We start from the raw sequence: 18,702 nt of genomic DNA, 5'->3' as shown, positions 1-18,702 counted from the left end.
TCTAGTATGCATGGGTGTTACTCTTCCCAAACGACCAGCTTATCTTTAGGCCAGCTATGGCCGACTTCATGATACTTCTGTTCAAGCAAATGGCGTTTGATTTTCAGTGTTGGTGTCAGTAACCCGTTCTCAATACTCCATGGTTCCTTAACCATTAATACACCTTTGATTTGCTCATGAGACTCAAGTTCTTGATTCATGCGCTTAACGACACGCTCAGCGGTACGTGCGTAGCGTGCTTTGTCAAAGTTAGGGAAGTCGTGAGGCACAACGAGTAAGATTGGAGCTGGTAAGCCTAAACCGATTAAACACATCATTTCGACACGGCTGTATTCCGCCAGCTTTTTCTCAATAGGTACAGGTGCGACAAACTTACCTTTAGCCGTTTTGAAGGTGTCTTTCTTACGACCCTGAATGGTTAGATAACCTTCGCCATCAATAGCGCCGATATCGCCAGTATGTAACCATCCTTCGCTATCAAATGCTTCTTGAGTCGCAATGTCATTTTTGTAGTAGCCCGAGAAGAGACCTTGTCCTCGAACCATGATTTCATCATCCTCAGCAATCTTAAGCTCAATACCTGGGCCTGCGTTACCAACAGTACCTATTTTGTCGGCCCTAAATGGGTAGTTAATGGTACTGTAAGCGAAAGATTCGGTCATGCCCCAGGCTTCAGTAATATTCAGCCCGACGCTGTGATACCAATCTAATAGAGCAGGAGGCACTGGAGCGGAACCACAACCAAGTACTCGTGCTTGGTCAAGTCCTAAGCCGTCTGCCAACTTCTTCTTAATCAATGAATTGACAAACGGTATCTTAAGTAGAATGTTGAGTTTCTTCTGTGGCAGCTTATCTTGAATACGCTGCTGGAACAGAGTCCATAGTCGCGGCACTGAAATAAACAGTGTTGGACGCTGCATCTTCACATCTTCGATAAAGGTGTCTAGTGACTCTGGGAATGCAGTCTGCACGCCTCCTACTACTGATGAACCAAAGATGTACACTCGCTCAGTAATATGAGCTAGCGGTAAATAAGAGAACAGACGATCGTTGGGTTCAATGCCAATATGGTCGATAAGTCTTTGTACCGACCAGCTAAATGCGCCATAAGTCAACATGGCACCCTTTGGTAGCCCCGAGGTACCGGAGGTATAAACCAACGACATTAGTTTGTCGTCGTAATGAACAGGGCGCTCTTCACTTGGTTTGTTATCAGCGATCAATTGATTAAACGTGTGCTGGCAATCTGGCGCGGTATCGTAAGGTAGAGAAATCGTGATTAGGTCACCAAGAGATTCAATGACAGAGGTGGTGGCTTTAGCATCATCAAGTTTACCTGCAATCAATACCTTACTTTCACTGTGCGTTAGACAGTATTCGATGGTATCGGCACCAGCGGTTGGGAAAATTGGTACACTGATGTAGTCGCCAAGCATCATCGCCAAGTCGCAAATAAACCACTCTGCGCAGTTTTTGGAAATGAGCGCGACCTTTTCGCCTGGCTGTATGCCAAGACTACGAAGAGCAGAAACAAGACGTAATGCTTTATCTGCTACATCAGCATAAGTAAATTCGACGAACTCACGATTGATAATTTGTTTTAAGTAAACTTCATTCGGTCTTTCTTGCGCCCACTTTAGGATCATCTCGTTGGGCGGCGGTAGGGTACAACTTGAGAGAGTGCTTTCATTAGGCAGTATCATTCCTGAACTCCGTTTTCGTGTAGAACGATAATTTATAGTTATTGTAATGTTAATGTGTTGTTAACATTACAATACTAGTCACAATGGGTAAGTACCGCAAGATGCTAATGACGGATTATTGTGGGCTCAAGCACATTATTGGAGCAAAAGCTCCAATAATGTGCGTTAAGTGGAATATGAGGTTTGGATTGTCCAATTAGATTTTAATGCCAAGGAATGTGGGTGGAATACATCACAAGCTTGATTGCGTCTTGCTGGCAGCGCAATGCGTGCACGCAGTTGCTATCGATCTTGCCGAGTGCGACCATCTTTTCCAGTTCCAATAATGCATGGATCAAAGACCAAGATTCACTGTAATGACGGTGACTGGTCAGGGCATCAAAAATGTTAGCAACGGTAACAATACGAGCGGCAATAGGAATTTCTGTATGACTTAGTCCGTTTGGCGCGCCTGATCCATCTAAATATTCATGATGATATTGGATGATATCTGTTAACAGTTTCATGCTGGTTGGCTGTCGGTTGTGAATCTGTTTTGCTAGCTGGTTTACTAAGTTAAGCCCTTGCTGAATTTGTCCTTGCATCACGATGTTGCTATGCCACATTTCTTGCCATGGAGAACTCTGTGTCGAACTCAATGAAGAGTATTTGCCTAAGTCGTGTAACTCCGCAAAGTGCACTATATAGTCGATGGTTTCATCATCGAGTTGATACAGCTCAGCCACTTGCAGCGCAATGAGTCTTGCGTACTGACCGACTCGGTAAGCATGATCGAGGCTTTCATCTAGGTGTTCGAAATTGGTACTACGAACGGTATAGCCCATATCAGCCATGGCATTGACGTAGCTGCGCTGTTCGTTGACCGCTTTAGCGAGCTCATTGGTACAAGAGGTTAATTGTTCAACCGTAGTATTGTCGAAAAACTGAGGTTGATTTGCATCTAAAAATAGTAAACCAGTAAAGTGACCATCGTTGAGGACGGGTAAGGTTAATGAGGCCGCATAAGGCTGCTGTAACAACCAACGTGAGTGTTGCGATGAATTGCTAATGGCTAATGAAAGGTCATTAATGACGCGATGTTTATGCTTGCAGGCCAGTTGCCCAAGCGCGGAGTTAGCGCTAATAGGAGCACTGTATCGAAGCAGGGGCTCTCCTTGTAATGTACTATGTGCAAATGTACTCAACCTAGCATGCTGAGAATCAAAGAGCGCGACAGAGATTCTAACGATCTCGGGAGCATGAAGGCTAATGGCATGATGGGCACGTTTTAATTCATCATGGATAGAGCCTCGGCTCGAACTCCGATGATGGCTCCCAATAGAGCAGTCCTTTCTCATAACTCACCCCCTATTTGTGTAGGCGTTTTAGCACCTAATCACTGCTTGTCGATATAAAACCCTTTTATTGAATTGAAACTGCAATGAGGGGAATTCCCCTCAATAATTAGTGTATGACTAAGCCGGAACTCTGACGAGAAATATTACCTAAAATCAGAGTGATAATTGATTTAGATTAAACTTACCACGGCTGGTGATAGTAACCCTGCAAAAGCAAAGAACACCACCATCCAAACGATAGGCAGTTTAAACTGCTTCATAAGGAGTGCACCTAAAAACACCCAAGCAAGATCCATTGCACCATAGACCGCGCTAACAAAGACTGGTTGGTAGAGGGCAGACAACAACAAACCAACTACAGCGGCATTTACACCCACCAATGCACCAGAAACCGTCGGTATTTTAGCGAGCTGCTGCCAGTTTTTTAACACGCCGACAAGGAGTAAAAAGCCAGGAACAAAGACACCAAGTGTTGCAACAATTGCGCCCCATACTGGTGCCGAAGGCATTAGCTCATAACCGATGTAAGTAGCGAAAGTGAACATTGGTCCTGGCACTGCCTGTGCTGCGGCATAACCGGTTAAGAACGCGTCTTGCGTTAATTGATCACCCACAATATTTTGTAGCAGAGGAAGAACCACGTGACCGCCACCAAATACCAAACTACCCGCTTGGTAGAAATCGGAGAAAAGTGCTACCGATGACGACCATTGACCGATAAATGGTAAAGCAACAAGAAGTACGACAAAGCTGGCTAATGGCAATACGGAGAAAGACAGTTTACTGGAGGTATTTACGGTTTCTGTGTTTGCGAGATATCGAACGCCTAAAAGAGCAGCTACAACTAAAACCAGAATTTGCGCAGCAATACTTTGGAACAAAAGCAGTGTAATGGCAGTAGCGATACAAATAGAAACCGTGAGTTTAGACTTGCAGAAATTCTTATACATACCCCACGTGGCGTCAGCGACGACTAACACAGCGAGGAGTTTTAGGCCGTGCACCACACTCTGAAAGTAACTGGATTCAGTGAGCTGACTACTCAAGGCTGCAAGGGCTAGCATAAGGATTACCGATGGCAGTGTGAAGCCAAGAAATGCCATGATACCGCCGCCAATGCCTGCGCGTTGATAACCGACAGCAAAACCGACTTGGCTTGAACCTGGGCCTGGTAGAAATTGGCTTAAAGCGACAATTTGAGCGTACTCTTCATCGCTTAGCCAATTGAGTTTCTCAACAAAGGTATTGCGGAAATAACCTATATGAGCTGCGGGACCACCAAAGCTGACCCACCCTAGAGCGAAAAAGATCTTAAATATAGCAAACAATGACTCATTGCTGTTTGAGTAGTTGTTTGTGGTTTCTTTGCTTAACGTAGACACCTGCGCACCTATCTTATGAAAATAACAATTTCGATTAGCGCCGATGCTACTGATTCATCTATAATGATTCAAATTAATGGATTTGATAGATACTATGAGTGAAACTGGACGAGAGAAGATTGATTGGAAACGTATTGATTTAAATTTGTTGGTCGTATTCTTTCACCTTTACCAAACACGCAGTGTGTCTGTAGCGGCAGAGAAGAGCTTTGTCAGTCAGTCAGCAATGAGTCACAGTTTATCTAAGTTACGAACTTTGTGTGGGGACCGACTTTTTGAACGTAAAGGTCATCAAATGGTACCGACAGAGCGAGCTGCAGAGCTGTATCCAACGGTAGAACAGATATTAAATCTGGTGCAATTTAACGTGTTACCCACAGAACAATTCTTAGCAAAAAATTATCGCGGAATCTGCAAAATAGGATTAACTGATTACGCCGAGTTTATCTTTGCTCCAACTATTTATGACGCCATAGTGTCACAAGCCCCAAGCGCTAAAGTCAGTTTTATCAATGTTAATCGACACAATTATCGTTCAGTCAGTGAGCAGGAAAACTTAGACATCATCATCGGTAGTATTCCCGATTTAGAGCAGCAGTTTAGTGCACAAAAGCTCTACACTGAAAAACACGTCTGTATTTATGACAGTAGTTTGGTGAAGGTTGGAGAATTGGATACTGAGACCTTCGCCTCTCTGCCACATTGCTTAGTCAGCCCGGAGGGCAACTTTACAAGTAAAGTCGATAAGCACCTAGAGTCGATTGGATTATCGCGTGAGGTCACTGCCGTTTCGCGAAATTTTCTGACGATAGGGCGTTTAGTTACTGGTCGTGAGATGTTTGCGATCGTGCCTGAAAAAATGGCCAAGATTAACCTGATTCAAACTAACCTTACATCTGCTCCGCCACCTGTTCCCGTGGCTGATTTTGATATCTCGATGATTTGGAAAAAGCAGTCGCACATGAATGATAAAATTCATTGGCTAAAAGACACCATATATGAAGCCATTTTATCGTCGCTGCATGAAACCACACTTTAGTGGTAAGGATTACACAAATTTGCTCTGTAACAATTGTTAACGTATCCAAATTTGGCAGTTAGTTGCATATGGAGGCTAACTGCTAATAATTCTGTTAAGAAAGTGATCAGACCCACAACCTAAGCAATTTCTAGCGGTAATAGATCAAAAATCCCATCTCTCCCCCTTTAATTACAAAAAATAAATGCTAGTTTCTCTGTGTAAACGTTTCCAAATGGAAGCAAAAACCCCTACAAAAAATGAGAATAACAGTTATGAAGAAGCAAATGGTTAAAGGATTAGTGGCCTCTGCAGTAGGTCTAGCTTGTTTCAGTCAAACAGCATTCGCGAAAGACATCACGGTATGGGCATGGGATCCAAACTTTAATGTGGCCATCATGCAAGAAGCCGCTGAGAAATACGAAGCGAAGCATGAAGATGTAAACATTAAAGTCGTTGATTTTGCGAAAGCGGATATCGAACAGAAGCTACACACTATGCTAGCGTCTGGAATCACGTCGGCATTGCCTGATGTGGTATTGATTGAAGATTACAATGCTCAGAAATACTTACAGTCATATCCTGGTTCATTTGCTCCTATGACAAATGCCGTTGATTATACTCAGTTTGCTCCGTACAAAGTGAATGTAATGACCGTCGGCGATGAAGTATATGGCCTACCATTTGATACGGGTGTATCAGGCCTTTACTACCGTACTGATATTCTTGAAAAAGCAGGTTTCAGCGCTAAGGACATGGAAAATATTACTTGGGACCGCTTCATTGAAATTGGTAAACAAGTGAAAGAGAAGACCGGCGTTTCCATGTTAGGTAATAACCCATCTGACCTTGGTCTACTGCGCGTCATGATTCAAGGTGCAGGCAGTTGGTACTTCAATCAAGACGGTAGCCTAAACATTGCTAACAACAAAGCGCTTGAAGAAGGCATTAAGATTTTCCGTGATCTTCATACTACAGAAATTGCGCGTCCTACCATTGGCTGGTCTGAGTGGGTTGGTTCGGTAAATAGCGGCGCTGTTGCTTCTATTACGACTGGTGTTTGGATTACAGCATCAGTTAAAGCAGGCGAAGGTCAAGAAGGTAAATGGGCGGTTGCGTCAACACCACGCCTGAATGTAGAAGGGGCAGTGAATAGTTCTAACCTTGGTGGTTCAAGCTGGTATGTATTGAGTGCATCGAAAGAAGCAGATACAGCTATCGACTTCTTAAATCAAACTTTTGGCTCTGACAAAGAGTTCTACAACGAAATTCTTAAGAAGCAAGGTGCCGTAGGTTCTTACTTACCTGCTGGTAACACACAAGCCTACCAATATGAAGATAGCTACTTCAATAACCAAAAGATTTACTCAGACTTCAACAAATGGGCTGCTGAAATTCCAGCGGTTAACTATGGCATGTACACCTATGAAGTCGATGCTGCAATTGCAGCGCAGATGCCTTCAATCATGCAAGGTGCACCAATCGATAAAGTCTTAGAAAGTGTTGAGCAACAACTGAAATATCAAATTCAATAATCGTTTTTCCTTTGCCCCCATCTCTGCTGCGAGTCAGGGTGGGGGCCTTTTCTTCTCTTTGTTGGTGTCATTATGAGTGAATTAGTCAAGACGATTAAGTCTAACTCCAAAAACAATAAAAATAGCTTTCAGCGTTTTTATGATATTAATGGCTGGGGTTTCGTATTACCTGCCGTCATATTAGTGTCCTTATTTATGATCTATCCAATAGTGAATTCACTTTGGATGGCTATGCACTCTGGACGTGGTGTTATTATGGAGTTCGTTGGTTTTGGCAACGTAACTCGTTTATTTAACGATCCTGTATTTTTAAAAGCGCTCTCGAATACGTTTATTTTCTTGATTATTCAAGTGCCTATTATGATCTTGCTTTCGTTAGCATTATCGTCTTGTTTAAACTCACCAAATCTTAAGTTCAGAAGCTTATTCCGCTTAGCGATTTTCCTACCATGTGTTACTTCCTTGGTAGCTTACTCGATTCTATTTAAGAGTATGTTTGCGTATGAAGGCATTGTGAACTCGTTCCTTATGTGGACAGGCATTGTAAGCGACCCAATTCCATGGATGGCTGACCCATTTTGGGCCAAAGTAACCATCATTATTGCGATTACGTGGCGCTGGACAGGCTATAACATGATCTTCTTCTTGTCTGCAATGCAGAACATTGATAAGTCAATTTATGAAGCTGCGCGTATTGAAGGTGTGAGTCCTATTAAACAGTTCTTCTTTATTACGGTTCCCTTACTCAAGCCGGTTATCCTATTTACTACGGTGATGTCGACCATTGGTACATTGCAGTTATTTGATGAGGTGGTGAATATTACCGCTGGTGGTCCTGCGAATGAAACCTTGACGTTATCTATGTATATCTATGACTTGTCATTTAAGTTTGTTCCAAACTTTGGTTATGCAGCAACGGTATCGTACGTCATCGTATTCTTTGCCGCTATTCTAGCAATGCTTCAATTTAGAATTGCGAGGGATAAATAATGAATAATAAAAATAAAGCGATGCGTGGATTAATGTACGCATTTCTATCAATATTCTCGTTAGTATCATTATTTCCATTTTATTGGATGATTGTATCCAGTACTAACACTACGACTCAGGTTAATACGGGTAAATTCACTTTTGGTGACCAATTGCTTATCAACTTAGCTAAATTGAATGAGCAAATTGACCTTTGGCTTATTTTCTACAATACCTCGAAGATCGCCATTATTAGTACGCTGTTTACGCTGCTTATCTCATCTATGGCTGGTTATGGTTTTGAAGTGTACAAGAGCAAGGTGCGTGATCGTGTATACAGTGCCATGCTGTTGACAATGATGATTCCATTTGCCGCGCTGATGATTCCACTGTTCACGCTAATGGCGAAGGCAGGTCTGTTGGATACTCACCTTGCAGTGATGCTGCCGACCATTGCTTCAGTATTCATTGTGTTCTATTTCCGCCAATGTACTAAAGCGTTCCCATCAGAGCTAATTGATGCGGCGCGAGTTGATGGTGTGAAAGATTGGAAAATCTACCTGTTTGTCTATATGCCCGTGATGAAAACCACGTACGCGGCTGCCTTTATTATCGTCTTTATGACGTCGTGGAATGCCTTTTTATGGCCGTTGATTGTATTGCAATCTGCCGAACTAAAAACAATTAACTTAGTGCTGTCCTCTTTGTCGTCAGCCTACTTTCCTGATTTTGGCATCATTATGGTGGGGACTGTGGTGGCAACCATTCCAACCCTAGCCGTATTCTTTTTGATGCAGAAGCAATTTGTGGCCGGTATGACTGGCTCTGTGAAATAGTGAGATGTTTAGAATGAGAACTTTCGATCAAGTAATTTCCGCTAGAGAGTGGGAAAACCAGCATGTAACGCATCATAACGTTCTGGACGCACATGCGCCGCTTAATGCGTTTCACAGTGAAGTTGCTGCAAAAGAGAACCAACCGTCTGAGAATATACGCTCGCTAAACGGTGAATGGAAATTTAAGTTGTTCTCTCAACCGGAGCAGGTTGAAGCATCGTGTGTTGAAACTGCATTTGACGACAGTCAATGGGACGCGATTCAAGTGCCAAGTAACTGGCAACTGCAGGGGTTTGATAAACCTATCTATACCAATGTTAAGTATCCGTTTGCTGATACCCCACCAATCGTGCCGCAGGATAACCCAACAGGGTTGTATCGTGTGTCATTCACACTCGACAGCATCAAAGCTGATGAGCGCCAAACCGTGACTTTCGATGGTGTGAACTCGGCATTTCATATCTGGTGTAATGGAGTATGGGTTGGTTATTCTCAAGACAGTCGTCTAGCGGCTGAGTTCGACCTGACTGACTTTGTCGTTGAAGGTGAAAACCAATTATCAGTGATGGTTCTTCGTTGGTCTGACGGTTCGTATCTCGAAGATCAAGATATGTGGTGGCTGAGTGGAATTTTCCGTAACGTTACTCTGCGCACTAAGCCAAAAACAGCCATTGCTGATGTACAGGTTAACACTGAGCTTGATGCGTGCTACCGCGATGCAGTGCTAAACGTCACCACTAAGCTTACTGAGAAAGCCTCACCATTTAGCGTCAATATTGAGCTGTTTGATGAATTGGGCAATAGCATCTTTGGGCGCAAGTCTGCACTATGTGGTCAGCGCATCATCGATGAGAAAGGTCCGTGGCAAGAAGTCGCTGAGCATCAGGTTGCTATTGAAAACCCGAAAAAATGGAGTGCTGAAGAGCCGAATCTTTACCGTCTAGTGGTTTCTCTTAATGACGAAGATGGTCAGTTGGTGGATTGTGAAGCATACAACGTTGGCTTCCGCAGCGTTGAGATCACTGACGGTCAATTGAAGGTGAACGGTAAGGCACTGTTGGTACGCGGGGTTAACCGTCACGAACATCATCCAGAAATGGGTCACACTATGACTCGTGAAGGCATGATTGAAGACATCAAACTGCTGAAACAATACAACTTCAATGCAGTGCGCACCGCACACTATCCGAATGATCCACTTTGGTATGAGTTATGTGACGAATACGGCTTATACCTAGTTGATGAGGCCAACATCGAAACGCACGGTCAGTTCCCAATGTGTCGTCTGTCAGATGATGTCACATGGATGAACGCGTATATGCGTAGAATGACTCGTTTGGTTGAGCGCGATAAAAACCACCCATCCATTATCATTTGGTCTTTAGGCAATGAGTCAGGTATTGGTAACAACCATCATGCAATGTACCAATGGACTAAACTTCGCGATCCATCACGTCCGGTACAATATGAAGGTGGCGGTTCCAATACGGCAGCAACCGATATTATCGTGCCGATGTATGCTCGTGTGGACAGCGATCAGCGTCATCATATCGATCCAACGGTCACTCCAAAACTTGCCATCAAAAAGTGGCTTGGAATGCCGGGCGAAGAGCGTCCGCTTATCCTTTGCGAATACGCACATGCGATGGGGAACAGTTTAGGTAGCTTCGACAAATACTGGGATGTGTTCCGTGAGTATCCACGCTTACAAGGCGGCTTTATTTGGGACTGGGTAGACCAAGGTTTGACTAAGACCGACGAAAACGGTACTCAGTACTGGGCATATGGCGGTGATTTTGGTGATGACATCAATGACCGACAGTTCTGTATCAATGGTCTCATTTTCCCTGACCGCACCGTGCATCCTACTTTGTTTGAAGCGAAAAAGGCGCAGCAATTCCATCAAGTTACTCTTCGCTCTACTGAGCCTGTAGTGATTCGAGTAGAAAGTGAGTACCTATTTACATCGCCAAGCGATGAGGTATTAAACTGGACTATTACAGAAGATGGTTTTGCCATTGCTCAAGGCTCTACGGAGTTAATTATCTCTCCAGAAGGTCATCTTGATATTCAGTTAGCTGAAGCATTACCAGAAACTAAGTTAGGTAGTGATTACCATCTTAATGTTGAGATTGTAAAAACCTCAGCAACCACATGGTCTGAAGCTGGTCATCTTGTGTCAGCTGAGCAAATAACCCTGCCTGCGAAGTTTGGTCTAGCACCGCGACTAAGTAACGATTCTGGTTTGCCTGATGCAGTAGTGAAAGGTGATACTTTGACGCTGACCGCGGGTGAGCAATCTATTACGTTTGATAGCACAACAGGGTATCTAACGTCTTGGTTAGTGGCAGGACAAGAGTCGTTACTGCAAGCTCCAAAAGATAACTTCTACCGTGCGCCATTGGATAATGACATCGGCACCAGTGAAGCTGACCGAGTGGATCCAACAACATGGCTAGCTCGTTGGGATGCGGCAGGTCTGCCATCGTTGACGGCCGAGTGTATTGGCTTTGACCACTTTGCTCGTGGCAAATACCACCAAGTAGAATCTCGCTACGCTCATACGTTTGAAGGGCGGTTAGTGTTTGAAACACTATGGACTTATCAAGTCTTCAATGATGGTGAAGTCAACGTAGATGTAACGGTCAACGCGGCTAAAGGTCTGCCATCACTGCCTCGAGTCGGTATGGAGTTAGCACTTGCTAACACAATCGATTCAGTTAGCTGGTATGGACGTGGTCCTTTTGAAAACTACAGCGATAGAAAACTGGCGGCGCATATGGGACGTTATCAAGCGTCTATTGAAGAGATGCATACGCCCTATATATTCCCAACTGATTGTGGCCTACGCAGTGATGTTAAACAGAGCCAAATTGGCGCGTTATCGATTACTGGTGAGCACCACCTCTCCGTCAGTCGCTATAGTACTGATGTGATGAAAGCAGCGAAACATACCAATGAATTGGTAGACAGCGGAAAACTGTTTGTGCGCGTTGATGGCTTCCATATGGGCGTGGGCGGTGATGACTCATGGACACCAAGCGTTCATGAAGAATTCAAGTTGCTTGCTGAACAATATCGCTATCAGTTGACGCTGCGTATGTCGGCGCACGCATAGCGTTTCATCATTCATAGAGATTGAACTTCGCTTGCTGAGGAGACGCTTAGCAAGCGAACAAAAAGAATAAAGGATAGAACATGGCAGATATTAAACTTTCCAATGTAGTGAAGCGCTATGGTGATGCAACCGTTATTCACGGTGTAGATCTTGATATCAAAAAAGGCGAATTCGTTGTTTTTGTCGGTCCATCGGGCTGTGGTAAATCAACGCTACTACGTCTAATTGCTGGTCTAGAAGAGATCACCGATGGTGTTTTAGAAATTGATAACAAAGTGGTGAACCATGTTGACCCGGCTGAGCGTGGAATTGCGATGGTATTCCAATCGTACGCGCTATATCCGCATTTAACGGTTGAGGAGAACATGGGCTTTGGGATGAAGATGAATGGCTTCCCTAAAGACGAAATCAAAACGCGAGTAGACCGCGCAGCAAAAGCCCTACAACTTGATCATCTAATGGATCGCAAACCTAAAGATATGTCAGGTGGTCAGCGTCAGCGTGTGGCGATTGGGCGTGCGATTGTTCGTGATCCAAAAGTATTCTTGTTTGACGAGCCTCTATCAAACCTTGATGCCGAACTGCGTGTAGACATGCGCTTGCAAATTGCCAGTTTGCACCGCGAGCTTGATACCACGATGATCTACGTTACCCACGATCAGGTAGAGGCGATGACCCTAGCTGATAAGATTGTCGTATTACGTGATGGTCAAGTAGAGCAAGTGGGTTCTCCGCTTGAGCTTTACAACAGTCCAGCTAACGAGTTTGTGGCTGGTTTTATCGGTTCGCCAAAGATGAACATGCTACCTGCACACGTTACCAGTGTTGGTGATGATAGCATTACCATTTCATTACCAGATGAGCAGTCTATTAAGGTCAAGGTGGATACGTCTAAAGTAAAAGAAGGCGATAAGGTGAGCTTTGGTCTGCGTCCTGAGCATATTGCTTTGGATAACTCTGGCGAGCAGAAGCTTCATTTCTCAACACAAGCAGTAGAGCGCTTGGGGAACAGCACATACCTGTTTGGTATGGTAGCGGGCTTTGATAACTATCGAGTGCACGTTTCAGGTGACTTTGAAGTTGTTCGTGGTGATGAGTTGGATCTGAGTTTCAATGTAGAAGATTGCCATATCTTCTTAGATTCACTTTGTATTTCGAACATCTAACTAAAATGGGCTAGCAATCGCTAGCCCATTTTTCTATCCGCTACTTTTTATCCGCTACGTCAAGGCGAAGCGTGTCCATACTTTAGAGCGCCAGCGTCGAATCATTACGATACCGCGAACCCACTCATCCATACCAATAGCAATCCAAGCGCCTATTACGCCATAGCCCCAATGAATGCCAAGCAGATAGGCAAACAGAACCGCAATACCCCACATGCTCAAGATCCCCATTTTTACAGGGAACTTGATATCGCCAGCACCTTTGAGTGCGGCGATGAATATTAAGTTGGATACGCGTCCAGACTCGACAAATATTGATCCGCCAATAAGCAGTGCCACTAAAACAACAATTTCGCTATCTTGTGTGAACAGATCAATCAATGGATAACGGAACAGAAACAGCAGTACAACAATACCAGTCGATGCGATTAGACCCACTAAATAGTATTTTTGAACTCGGCCTAAGATGTCATCGATCCAGCCTTTACCGATAAAGTAGCTGGCCTGAATTTGTCCGGCTTGCCCAAGAGCTAATGCAAAAGCAAACGACACGCGAGTGATGTTCTGTGCGTAAGTGTAAGCGGCAAGGGAGGAGGTTCCCATCTGCACCACGAAATATACGATGGTCATTTGCGCCATGTTGTAAGAGAGAATTTCTCCGGCGTTCATGGCACCGATCTTCATAATCTTTTTGTACAGTGCTTTAGGGATCTCGCGCCATTGGTTAAATGGCAGCTCAATGCGTTTTTTACGAACGACCCAGATCATTAATAAGGTACCGATCACTTGGCTGACTACTGTCGCAGTCGCAACGCCACTAACGCCAAAGACTGGCAACCCAAATGGTTGGTACAGCGCTACATAGTTACCGGCGATATTAATCACCCCAGCGATGAGGTTGATAACCATAGGGGATCGTGAGTAACCATGACTACGCAATATTGTAGTCAGTACTATGCCTATGGTGACATTGAACGTCATGGAGCCGCTGATGATCAGGTATTCGTAACCAAAGGCTGCTACTTGATCTTCAAGACCAAATAGCGCGATAAAATGTTCCGCCCCTAAAAACAGTGACAGACTGAGAACGCCACCGACCACTACCGCTAACAGGATACTGGCAACACCAGTTTGTGCAGACTCGCTGAATTTGGATGCGCCGTTGTATTGAGCGATAAGTATTCCTGTACCACTGCTTACCATCATGGAAACAACAATCAAGAAGAAAGTAATTTGGGTAATAACACCAACAGCGGATACCGCTAAGTCGGAGTACCCACTGAGCATAAACACATCCGTGGTATTAAGTGCGGTTCTTAGCAAAACTTCAATAAAGATTGGCCAAGTCAACGCTACGATATTCATTCGTTTGCTGAGCGCTGAAGCATTTTCAGACATTCGATTACGCCTAATTAAATAGAGGAGCTGATTAAAGGGGCGGCAAGTGTACTCTCAAATAGAGTAAACGCAATACCACTAGTAAAGGTAGGGGATAGTTTGACATATTTCGAACTATTGTAAACGTTCTCATAGAAGATCGAGAATGCGTAAGAATTACAGCAGCAAAATTCGGTAAAAAAGGAGACCAAGATCTCGATGTTACACTATGAAACGTTCAGAGAGCTTGTTTTTACATGATGTGTTAACCATTTCAAACAAATTAAACAACTCGTTACAGATGTTGTTACGTTTGTAAATTTTTTTAACTTCCTCACATTAATTGTTCATTTTATCACTATACTCTGGGTTAAACGTTTTCACTTTGAATGCAATTTAGTCAAACAATAACGTTTTTATCCCCTACACAAACACTATAAAATTAACAAATAGGACTTGTTCAATGAAAAAGTTAACTCTTCTAGCTGCGCTATGTGCTGGTATGGGCTTCGGAACTCAAGCAGTTGCAAGCACAACAGTAGGTTTTACTATCTACAAGTACGACGATAACTTCATGTCTGTAGTTCGCCAAGCTATCGAGAAAGAAGCAGGCCAAGACAGCGATACTCGCATCCTGATGAACGATTCTCAGAACAGCCAGTCTATGCAAAATGACCAAGTTGATGTAATGCTTGCTCGTGGCGTTCAAGCGCTTGCTATCAACCTAGTTGACCCTGCAGCGGCACCAACTATCATCCAGAAAGCGAAAATGGATGACGTGCCAATTGTTTTCTATAACAAAGAACCAAGTGCTAAAGCACTAGCAAGCTATGATAAGGCTTACTATGTAGGTACTGACTCTAAAGAGTCAGGCATCATCCAAGGTGACTTAATTGCTCAGCAATGGAAAGCGAATCCATCTTGGGATAAGAACGGCGACGGCGTTCTATCTTATGTTCTTCTTAAAGGCGAACCAGGTCACCCAGATGCAGAAGCACGTACTACGTACTCTGTAAAAACTATCAATGACAACGGCATCAAGACTGAAGAGCTACACATGGATACAGGCATGTGGGATACAGCGATGGCGAAAGATAAGATGGACGCATGGTTGTCAGGCCCTAACGGTAACAAGATTGAAGTGGTTATTGCTAACAACGACGGTATGGCAATGGGCGCAGTAGAAGCTCTGAAAGGTGCGGGTGCTGATATCCCTGTGTTCGGTGTTGATGCTCTAGCGGAAGCACTAGCGCTTATCAAGTCTGGTGAAATGGCGGGTACTGTACTTAACGATGCAGACTCTCAAGCAAAAGCAACATTTGAATTGGCTCGTAACCTAGCAAATGGCAAAGCGGCAACTGAAGGCACTCAGTGGGAACTGAACAACAAAGTTGTACGTGTTCCTTATGTTGGCGTTGATAAGTCAACTCTAGAATAATCTCGCAAATAAGGGAGAAGTGATAACTTCTCCCTTAATCCCTACCAAGCATATCGATACCAATCATTAAAATTATTGGTATGGGATTGTTTTGTCTGATTTCTACCTAATACCAGATAATTAATAAGTGATGCCATGGAAAATCAACAGCATGAATTTCTGTTAGAAATGACAGGGGTGAGTAAGTCTTTCCCAGGGGTTAAGGCATTAGACAAGGTAAATCTTAAAGTTCGACCACACTCTATTCATGCGTTAATGGGTGAGAATGGGGCGGGTAAGTCGACGTTACTAAAATGCCTATTCGGAATATACGAAAAAGATGAAGGCGATATTGTTTTCCTAGGAAAGCATGTCGATTTTCAATCATCAAAAGAAGCATTGGAATCTGGGGTTTCAATGGTTCACCAAGAATTGAACCAGGTACTGCAATGTACCGTTATGGATAATATTTGGCTTGGCCGCTATCCAAAGAAAGGCCTCTTTGTCGATCACGACAAAATGTACCATGATACCAAAGAGATCTTTAAAGAACTCGACATCAATATCGATCCTAAAGTGAAAGTGAATACCTTATCGGTATCACAAATGCAGATGTTGGAAATCGCTAAAGCGTTCTCTTACGATGCAAAAATCGTCATCATGGACGAGCCAACCTCCTCTCTGACTGAGAAAGAGGTAAACCACCTGTTTACTATCATCAAGAAATTGAAAGATAAAGGGTGCGGCGTTGTTTATATCTCACACAAAATGGAAGAGATCTTTGCCATTTGTGATGACATCACCATTCTCCGTGATGGTCAATGGGTCGATACGCGCCCTCTTGAAGGTCTCACTATGGACTCTATTATCGCCATGATGGTAGGTCGTGAACTGACGCAGCGTTTCCCAGAAAAAAGTAATGTACCTAAAGAAACGATTCTTGAGGTCAAAAATCTCACCGCACTTAACCAACCTTCTATTCAAGATGTTTCATTTGAACTTAAAGCCGGCGAAATCCTAGGGGTTGCAGGTTTGGTGGGTTCAAAACGAACTGACATCGTAGAAACCATTTTTGGTGTTCGAGAGCGCAGCGAAGGCACCATTTTGCTTAACGGCAAAGAGATGCGAAATCGAGATGCGCATGAGGCGATCAACAATGGTTTTGCTTTGGTTACCGAAGAGCGTCGCTCGACCGGTATCTACGGCAATCTTGATATTACCTTTAACTCCTTAGTGGCGAACGTTGAGGAATACAAAACCAAGTCTGGTTTACTAAGCAATAAGAAAATGAAAAGTGACACTCAATGGGTGATTGATTCAATGAGCGTGAAGACGCCGGGTCATGAAACGGCGATTGGATCACTGTCTGGTGGTAACCAACAAAAGGTCATCATTGGTCGTTGGTTGTTAACGCAACCTGAAATTCTCATGCTTGATGAACCAACTCGTGGTATCGACGTTGGTGCGAAGTTCGAAATCTATCAACTTATTTTAGAGTTAGCGAAGAAGAACAAAGGCATCATCATTATCTCTTCAGAAATGCCGGAACTATTGGGTATCACCGACCGAATTCTTGTGATGAGTAATGGTCGTGCTGCTGGTGTCGTCGAGACGAAGAATACTACTCAGAATGAAATTTTAGAGCTGGCCTCTCGTTACCTCTAGGAAAAATATTATGGACTCAGTAAAAACATTTGCACTAAAGCACCTCAAAGAAGGGGCTATTTATGCGGTTCTTTTTATCTTGTTAGCGGTCATCGTGATTCAAGAGCCGTCTTTCTTAAGTTTACGTAACTTCAGTAACATCCTGACTCAGTCCTCGGTGCGTGTCATTATCGCTCTGGGTGTGGCTGGCTTGATTGTGACTCAGGGTACTGACCTTTCTGCGGGCCGTCAGGTTGGTTTAGCAGCGGTGGTCTCCGCGACGTTACTGCAATCCGTTGACAACGTAAATAAGGTTTTCCCAAGTATTGGTGAAGTGCCAATTGTTGCAGTTATCCTTGTTGTTTGTGCTCTCGGTGCAATCATCGGTTTAGTGAACGGTATCATCGTTGCTTATCTTAAAGTAACACCATTTATCGCCACACTGGGTACGATGATCATCGTTTATGGTATCAACTCTCTTTATTACGACTCGGTAGGTGCATCACCGATTGCTGGCTTCGATGAGCGCTTTTCTGTGTTCACGCAAGGCTTTATAAGGATGGGAGATTTTAGGTTTTCCTACATAACCTTCTACGCCATTATCGCCATCATCTTTATGTGGATTTTATGGAATAAGACGGTCTTTGGTAAAAACATCTTTGCAGTGGGTGGTAACCCGGAAGCGGCGAAAGTATCGGGCGTTAACGTACCAATGACACTGTTGAAAGTGTACGCGTTGTCTGGTGTATTCTACGCTTTCGGCGGTATGTTAGAAGCAGGCCGTATCGGTAGTGCCACCAACAACTTAGGTTTCCTCTACGAGCTTGATGCTATTGCGGCCTGTGTGGTGGGTGGTGTGTCCTTCGCGGGTGGTGTCGGTAGTATTGCCGGGGTCGTTACCGGTGTTCTTATCTTCACCGTTATCAACTATGGTATGACTTATATTGGCGTAAGCCCGTACTGGCAGTACATCATTAAAGGTTCCATCATTATCTTCGCAGTCGCACTTGACTCAATGAAGTACGCGAACAAGAAGTAACTTCCAATAGGCGTCCATTTCGGGCGCCTTTTTGTTTCCTTTTCACAGCTATTGGTTAAATTTGTGTAATCGTTTAACTTTGGTCTATGGGTTTAGGGTCCTTGACTAAAGGTGTTCATATCCACTTTTATGCTATCGGTAGCTGTTTTTTATTGAAATTT

The 18,702-nt window shown here is 43.8% G+C and carries 13 protein-coding genes; 9 read left to right on the top strand and 4 right to left on the bottom strand.

Annotation, left to right across the window (positions count from 1 at the left end):
- Positions 1–17: 17 nt before the first annotated feature.
- From HW45_RS05715 to chrA, 3 genes are all read right to left on the bottom strand, one after another.
- A complete protein-coding gene (locus HW45_RS05715) occupies positions 18–1,703 on the bottom strand; it encodes an AMP-binding protein (protein ID WP_038225467.1) in 1,686 nt (561 codons plus the stop codon).
- Positions 1,704–1,906: 203 nt separating this feature from the next.
- Positions 1,907–3,040, bottom strand: coding sequence for an HD domain-containing phosphohydrolase (locus tag HW45_RS05710; protein ID WP_038225466.1), 1,134 nt, complete (start codon positions 3,038–3,040; stop codon positions 1,907–1,909).
- Between the two features lie 170 nt (positions 3,041–3,210).
- Positions 3,211–4,368, bottom strand: a complete 1,158-nt coding sequence (chrA, locus tag HW45_RS05705; protein WP_038225579.1) for a chromate efflux transporter — start codon at positions 4,366–4,368, stop codon at positions 3,211–3,213.
- A 148-nt stretch (positions 4,369–4,516) separates the two neighbouring features.
- On the opposite strand from chrA, the gene HW45_RS05700 reads away from it, so the two are divergent.
- The 6 genes from HW45_RS05700 to HW45_RS05675 all read left to right on the top strand — a co-directional run bounded on the left by HW45_RS05700 (position 4,517) and on the right by HW45_RS05675 (position 13,064).
- The gene (locus tag HW45_RS05700) at positions 4,517–5,461 is read left to right on the top strand and encodes a LysR family transcriptional regulator (RefSeq protein WP_038225577.1); all 945 of its coding nucleotides are present in this window, start codon (positions 4,517–4,519) and stop codon (positions 5,459–5,461) included.
- A gap of 254 nt (positions 5,462–5,715) precedes the next feature.
- Positions 5,716–6,975 carry an ABC transporter substrate-binding protein gene (locus HW45_RS05695; RefSeq protein WP_038225465.1) on the top strand — a complete coding sequence of 420 codons (1,260 nt, stop codon included), beginning with the start codon at positions 5,716–5,718 and terminating at the stop codon, positions 6,973–6,975.
- A gap of 72 nt (positions 6,976–7,047) precedes the next feature.
- Positions 7,048–7,965 (top strand): carbohydrate ABC transporter permease, encoded by a 918-nt coding sequence (locus tag HW45_RS05690; RefSeq protein WP_006071943.1) that lies wholly within the window; start codon positions 7,048–7,050, stop codon positions 7,963–7,965.
- On the top strand, positions 7,965–8,780 hold the full coding sequence (locus tag HW45_RS05685; RefSeq protein WP_006071941.1) for a carbohydrate ABC transporter permease: 816 nt from the start codon (positions 7,965–7,967) through the stop codon (positions 8,778–8,780). The genes HW45_RS05690 and HW45_RS05685 overlap by 1 nt, the downstream gene beginning before the upstream one ends.
- Positions 8,781–8,793: 13 nt before the next feature.
- Complete coding sequence (locus HW45_RS05680; RefSeq protein WP_038225463.1) at positions 8,794–11,898, top strand: beta-galactosidase; 3,105 nt, start codon at positions 8,794–8,796, stop codon at positions 11,896–11,898.
- An 80-nt stretch (positions 11,899–11,978) separates the two neighbouring features.
- On the top strand, positions 11,979–13,064 hold the full coding sequence (locus HW45_RS05675; protein ID WP_006071937.1) for an ABC transporter ATP-binding protein: 1,086 nt from the start codon (positions 11,979–11,981) through the stop codon (positions 13,062–13,064).
- Positions 13,065–13,118: 54 nt separating this feature from the next.
- Here the strand turns inward: HW45_RS05675 and HW45_RS05670 are convergent, their stop codons facing one another.
- Positions 13,119–14,462, bottom strand: coding sequence for an MATE family efflux transporter (locus HW45_RS05670; RefSeq protein ID WP_038225461.1), 1,344 nt, complete (start codon positions 14,460–14,462; stop codon positions 13,119–13,121).
- Between the two features lie 442 nt (positions 14,463–14,904).
- On the opposite strand from HW45_RS05670, the gene mglB reads away from it, so the two are divergent.
- The 3 genes from mglB to mglC all read left to right on the top strand — a co-directional run bounded on the left by mglB (position 14,905) and on the right by mglC (position 18,541).
- On the top strand, positions 14,905–15,879 hold the full coding sequence (mglB, locus tag HW45_RS05665; RefSeq protein ID WP_006071934.1) for a galactose/glucose ABC transporter substrate-binding protein MglB: 975 nt from the start codon (positions 14,905–14,907) through the stop codon (positions 15,877–15,879).
- A 135-nt stretch (positions 15,880–16,014) separates the two neighbouring features.
- Positions 16,015–17,523 carry a galactose/methyl galactoside ABC transporter ATP-binding protein MglA gene (gene mglA, locus HW45_RS05660; RefSeq protein WP_006071932.1) on the top strand — a complete coding sequence of 503 codons (1,509 nt, stop codon included), beginning with the start codon at positions 16,015–16,017 and terminating at the stop codon, positions 17,521–17,523.
- A gap of 10 nt (positions 17,524–17,533) precedes the next feature.
- Positions 17,534–18,541: a galactose/methyl galactoside ABC transporter permease MglC gene (gene mglC / locus HW45_RS05655; RefSeq protein ID WP_038225460.1), complete on the top strand. Its 1,008-nt coding sequence runs from the start codon at positions 17,534–17,536 to the stop codon at positions 18,539–18,541.
- Positions 18,542–18,702 lie beyond the last annotated feature (161 nt).

The organism is Vibrio sp. ER1A (assembly GCF_000733315.1).
In the GTDB taxonomy this organism is placed as follows: domain Bacteria; phylum Pseudomonadota; class Gammaproteobacteria; order Enterobacterales; family Vibrionaceae; genus Vibrio; species Vibrio mediterranei.
This window is presented reverse-complemented; position numbering and strand designations above follow the sequence as displayed.

Excerpts from the sequence above, each read along its gene's own strand:
- HW45_RS05715 (WP_038225467.1), bottom strand. The coding sequence starts at position 1,703 with ATGATACTGCCTAATGAAAGCACTCTCTCAAGTTGTACCCTACCGCCG.
- HW45_RS05710 (WP_038225466.1), bottom strand. The coding sequence starts at position 3,040 with ATGAGAAAGGACTGCTCTATTGGGAGCCATCATCGGAGTTCGAGCCGA.
- HW45_RS05700 (WP_038225577.1), top strand. The coding sequence starts at position 4,517 with ATGAGTGAAACTGGACGAGAGAAGATTGATTGGAAACGTATTGATTTA.
- HW45_RS05695 (WP_038225465.1), top strand. The coding sequence starts at position 5,716 with ATGAAGAAGCAAATGGTTAAAGGATTAGTGGCCTCTGCAGTAGGTCTA.
- HW45_RS05690 (WP_006071943.1), top strand. The coding sequence starts at position 7,048 with ATGAGTGAATTAGTCAAGACGATTAAGTCTAACTCCAAAAACAATAAA.
- HW45_RS05685 (WP_006071941.1), top strand. The coding sequence starts at position 7,965 with ATGAATAATAAAAATAAAGCGATGCGTGGATTAATGTACGCATTTCTA.
- HW45_RS05680 (WP_038225463.1), top strand. The coding sequence starts at position 8,794 with ATGAGAACTTTCGATCAAGTAATTTCCGCTAGAGAGTGGGAAAACCAG.
- HW45_RS05675 (WP_006071937.1), top strand. The coding sequence starts at position 11,979 with ATGGCAGATATTAAACTTTCCAATGTAGTGAAGCGCTATGGTGATGCA.
- HW45_RS05670 (WP_038225461.1), bottom strand. The coding sequence starts at position 14,462 with ATGTCTGAAAATGCTTCAGCGCTCAGCAAACGAATGAATATCGTAGCG.
- mglB (WP_006071934.1), top strand. The coding sequence starts at position 14,905 with ATGAAAAAGTTAACTCTTCTAGCTGCGCTATGTGCTGGTATGGGCTTC.
- mglA (WP_006071932.1), top strand. The coding sequence starts at position 16,015 with ATGGAAAATCAACAGCATGAATTTCTGTTAGAAATGACAGGGGTGAGT.
- mglC (WP_038225460.1), top strand. The coding sequence starts at position 17,534 with ATGGACTCAGTAAAAACATTTGCACTAAAGCACCTCAAAGAAGGGGCT.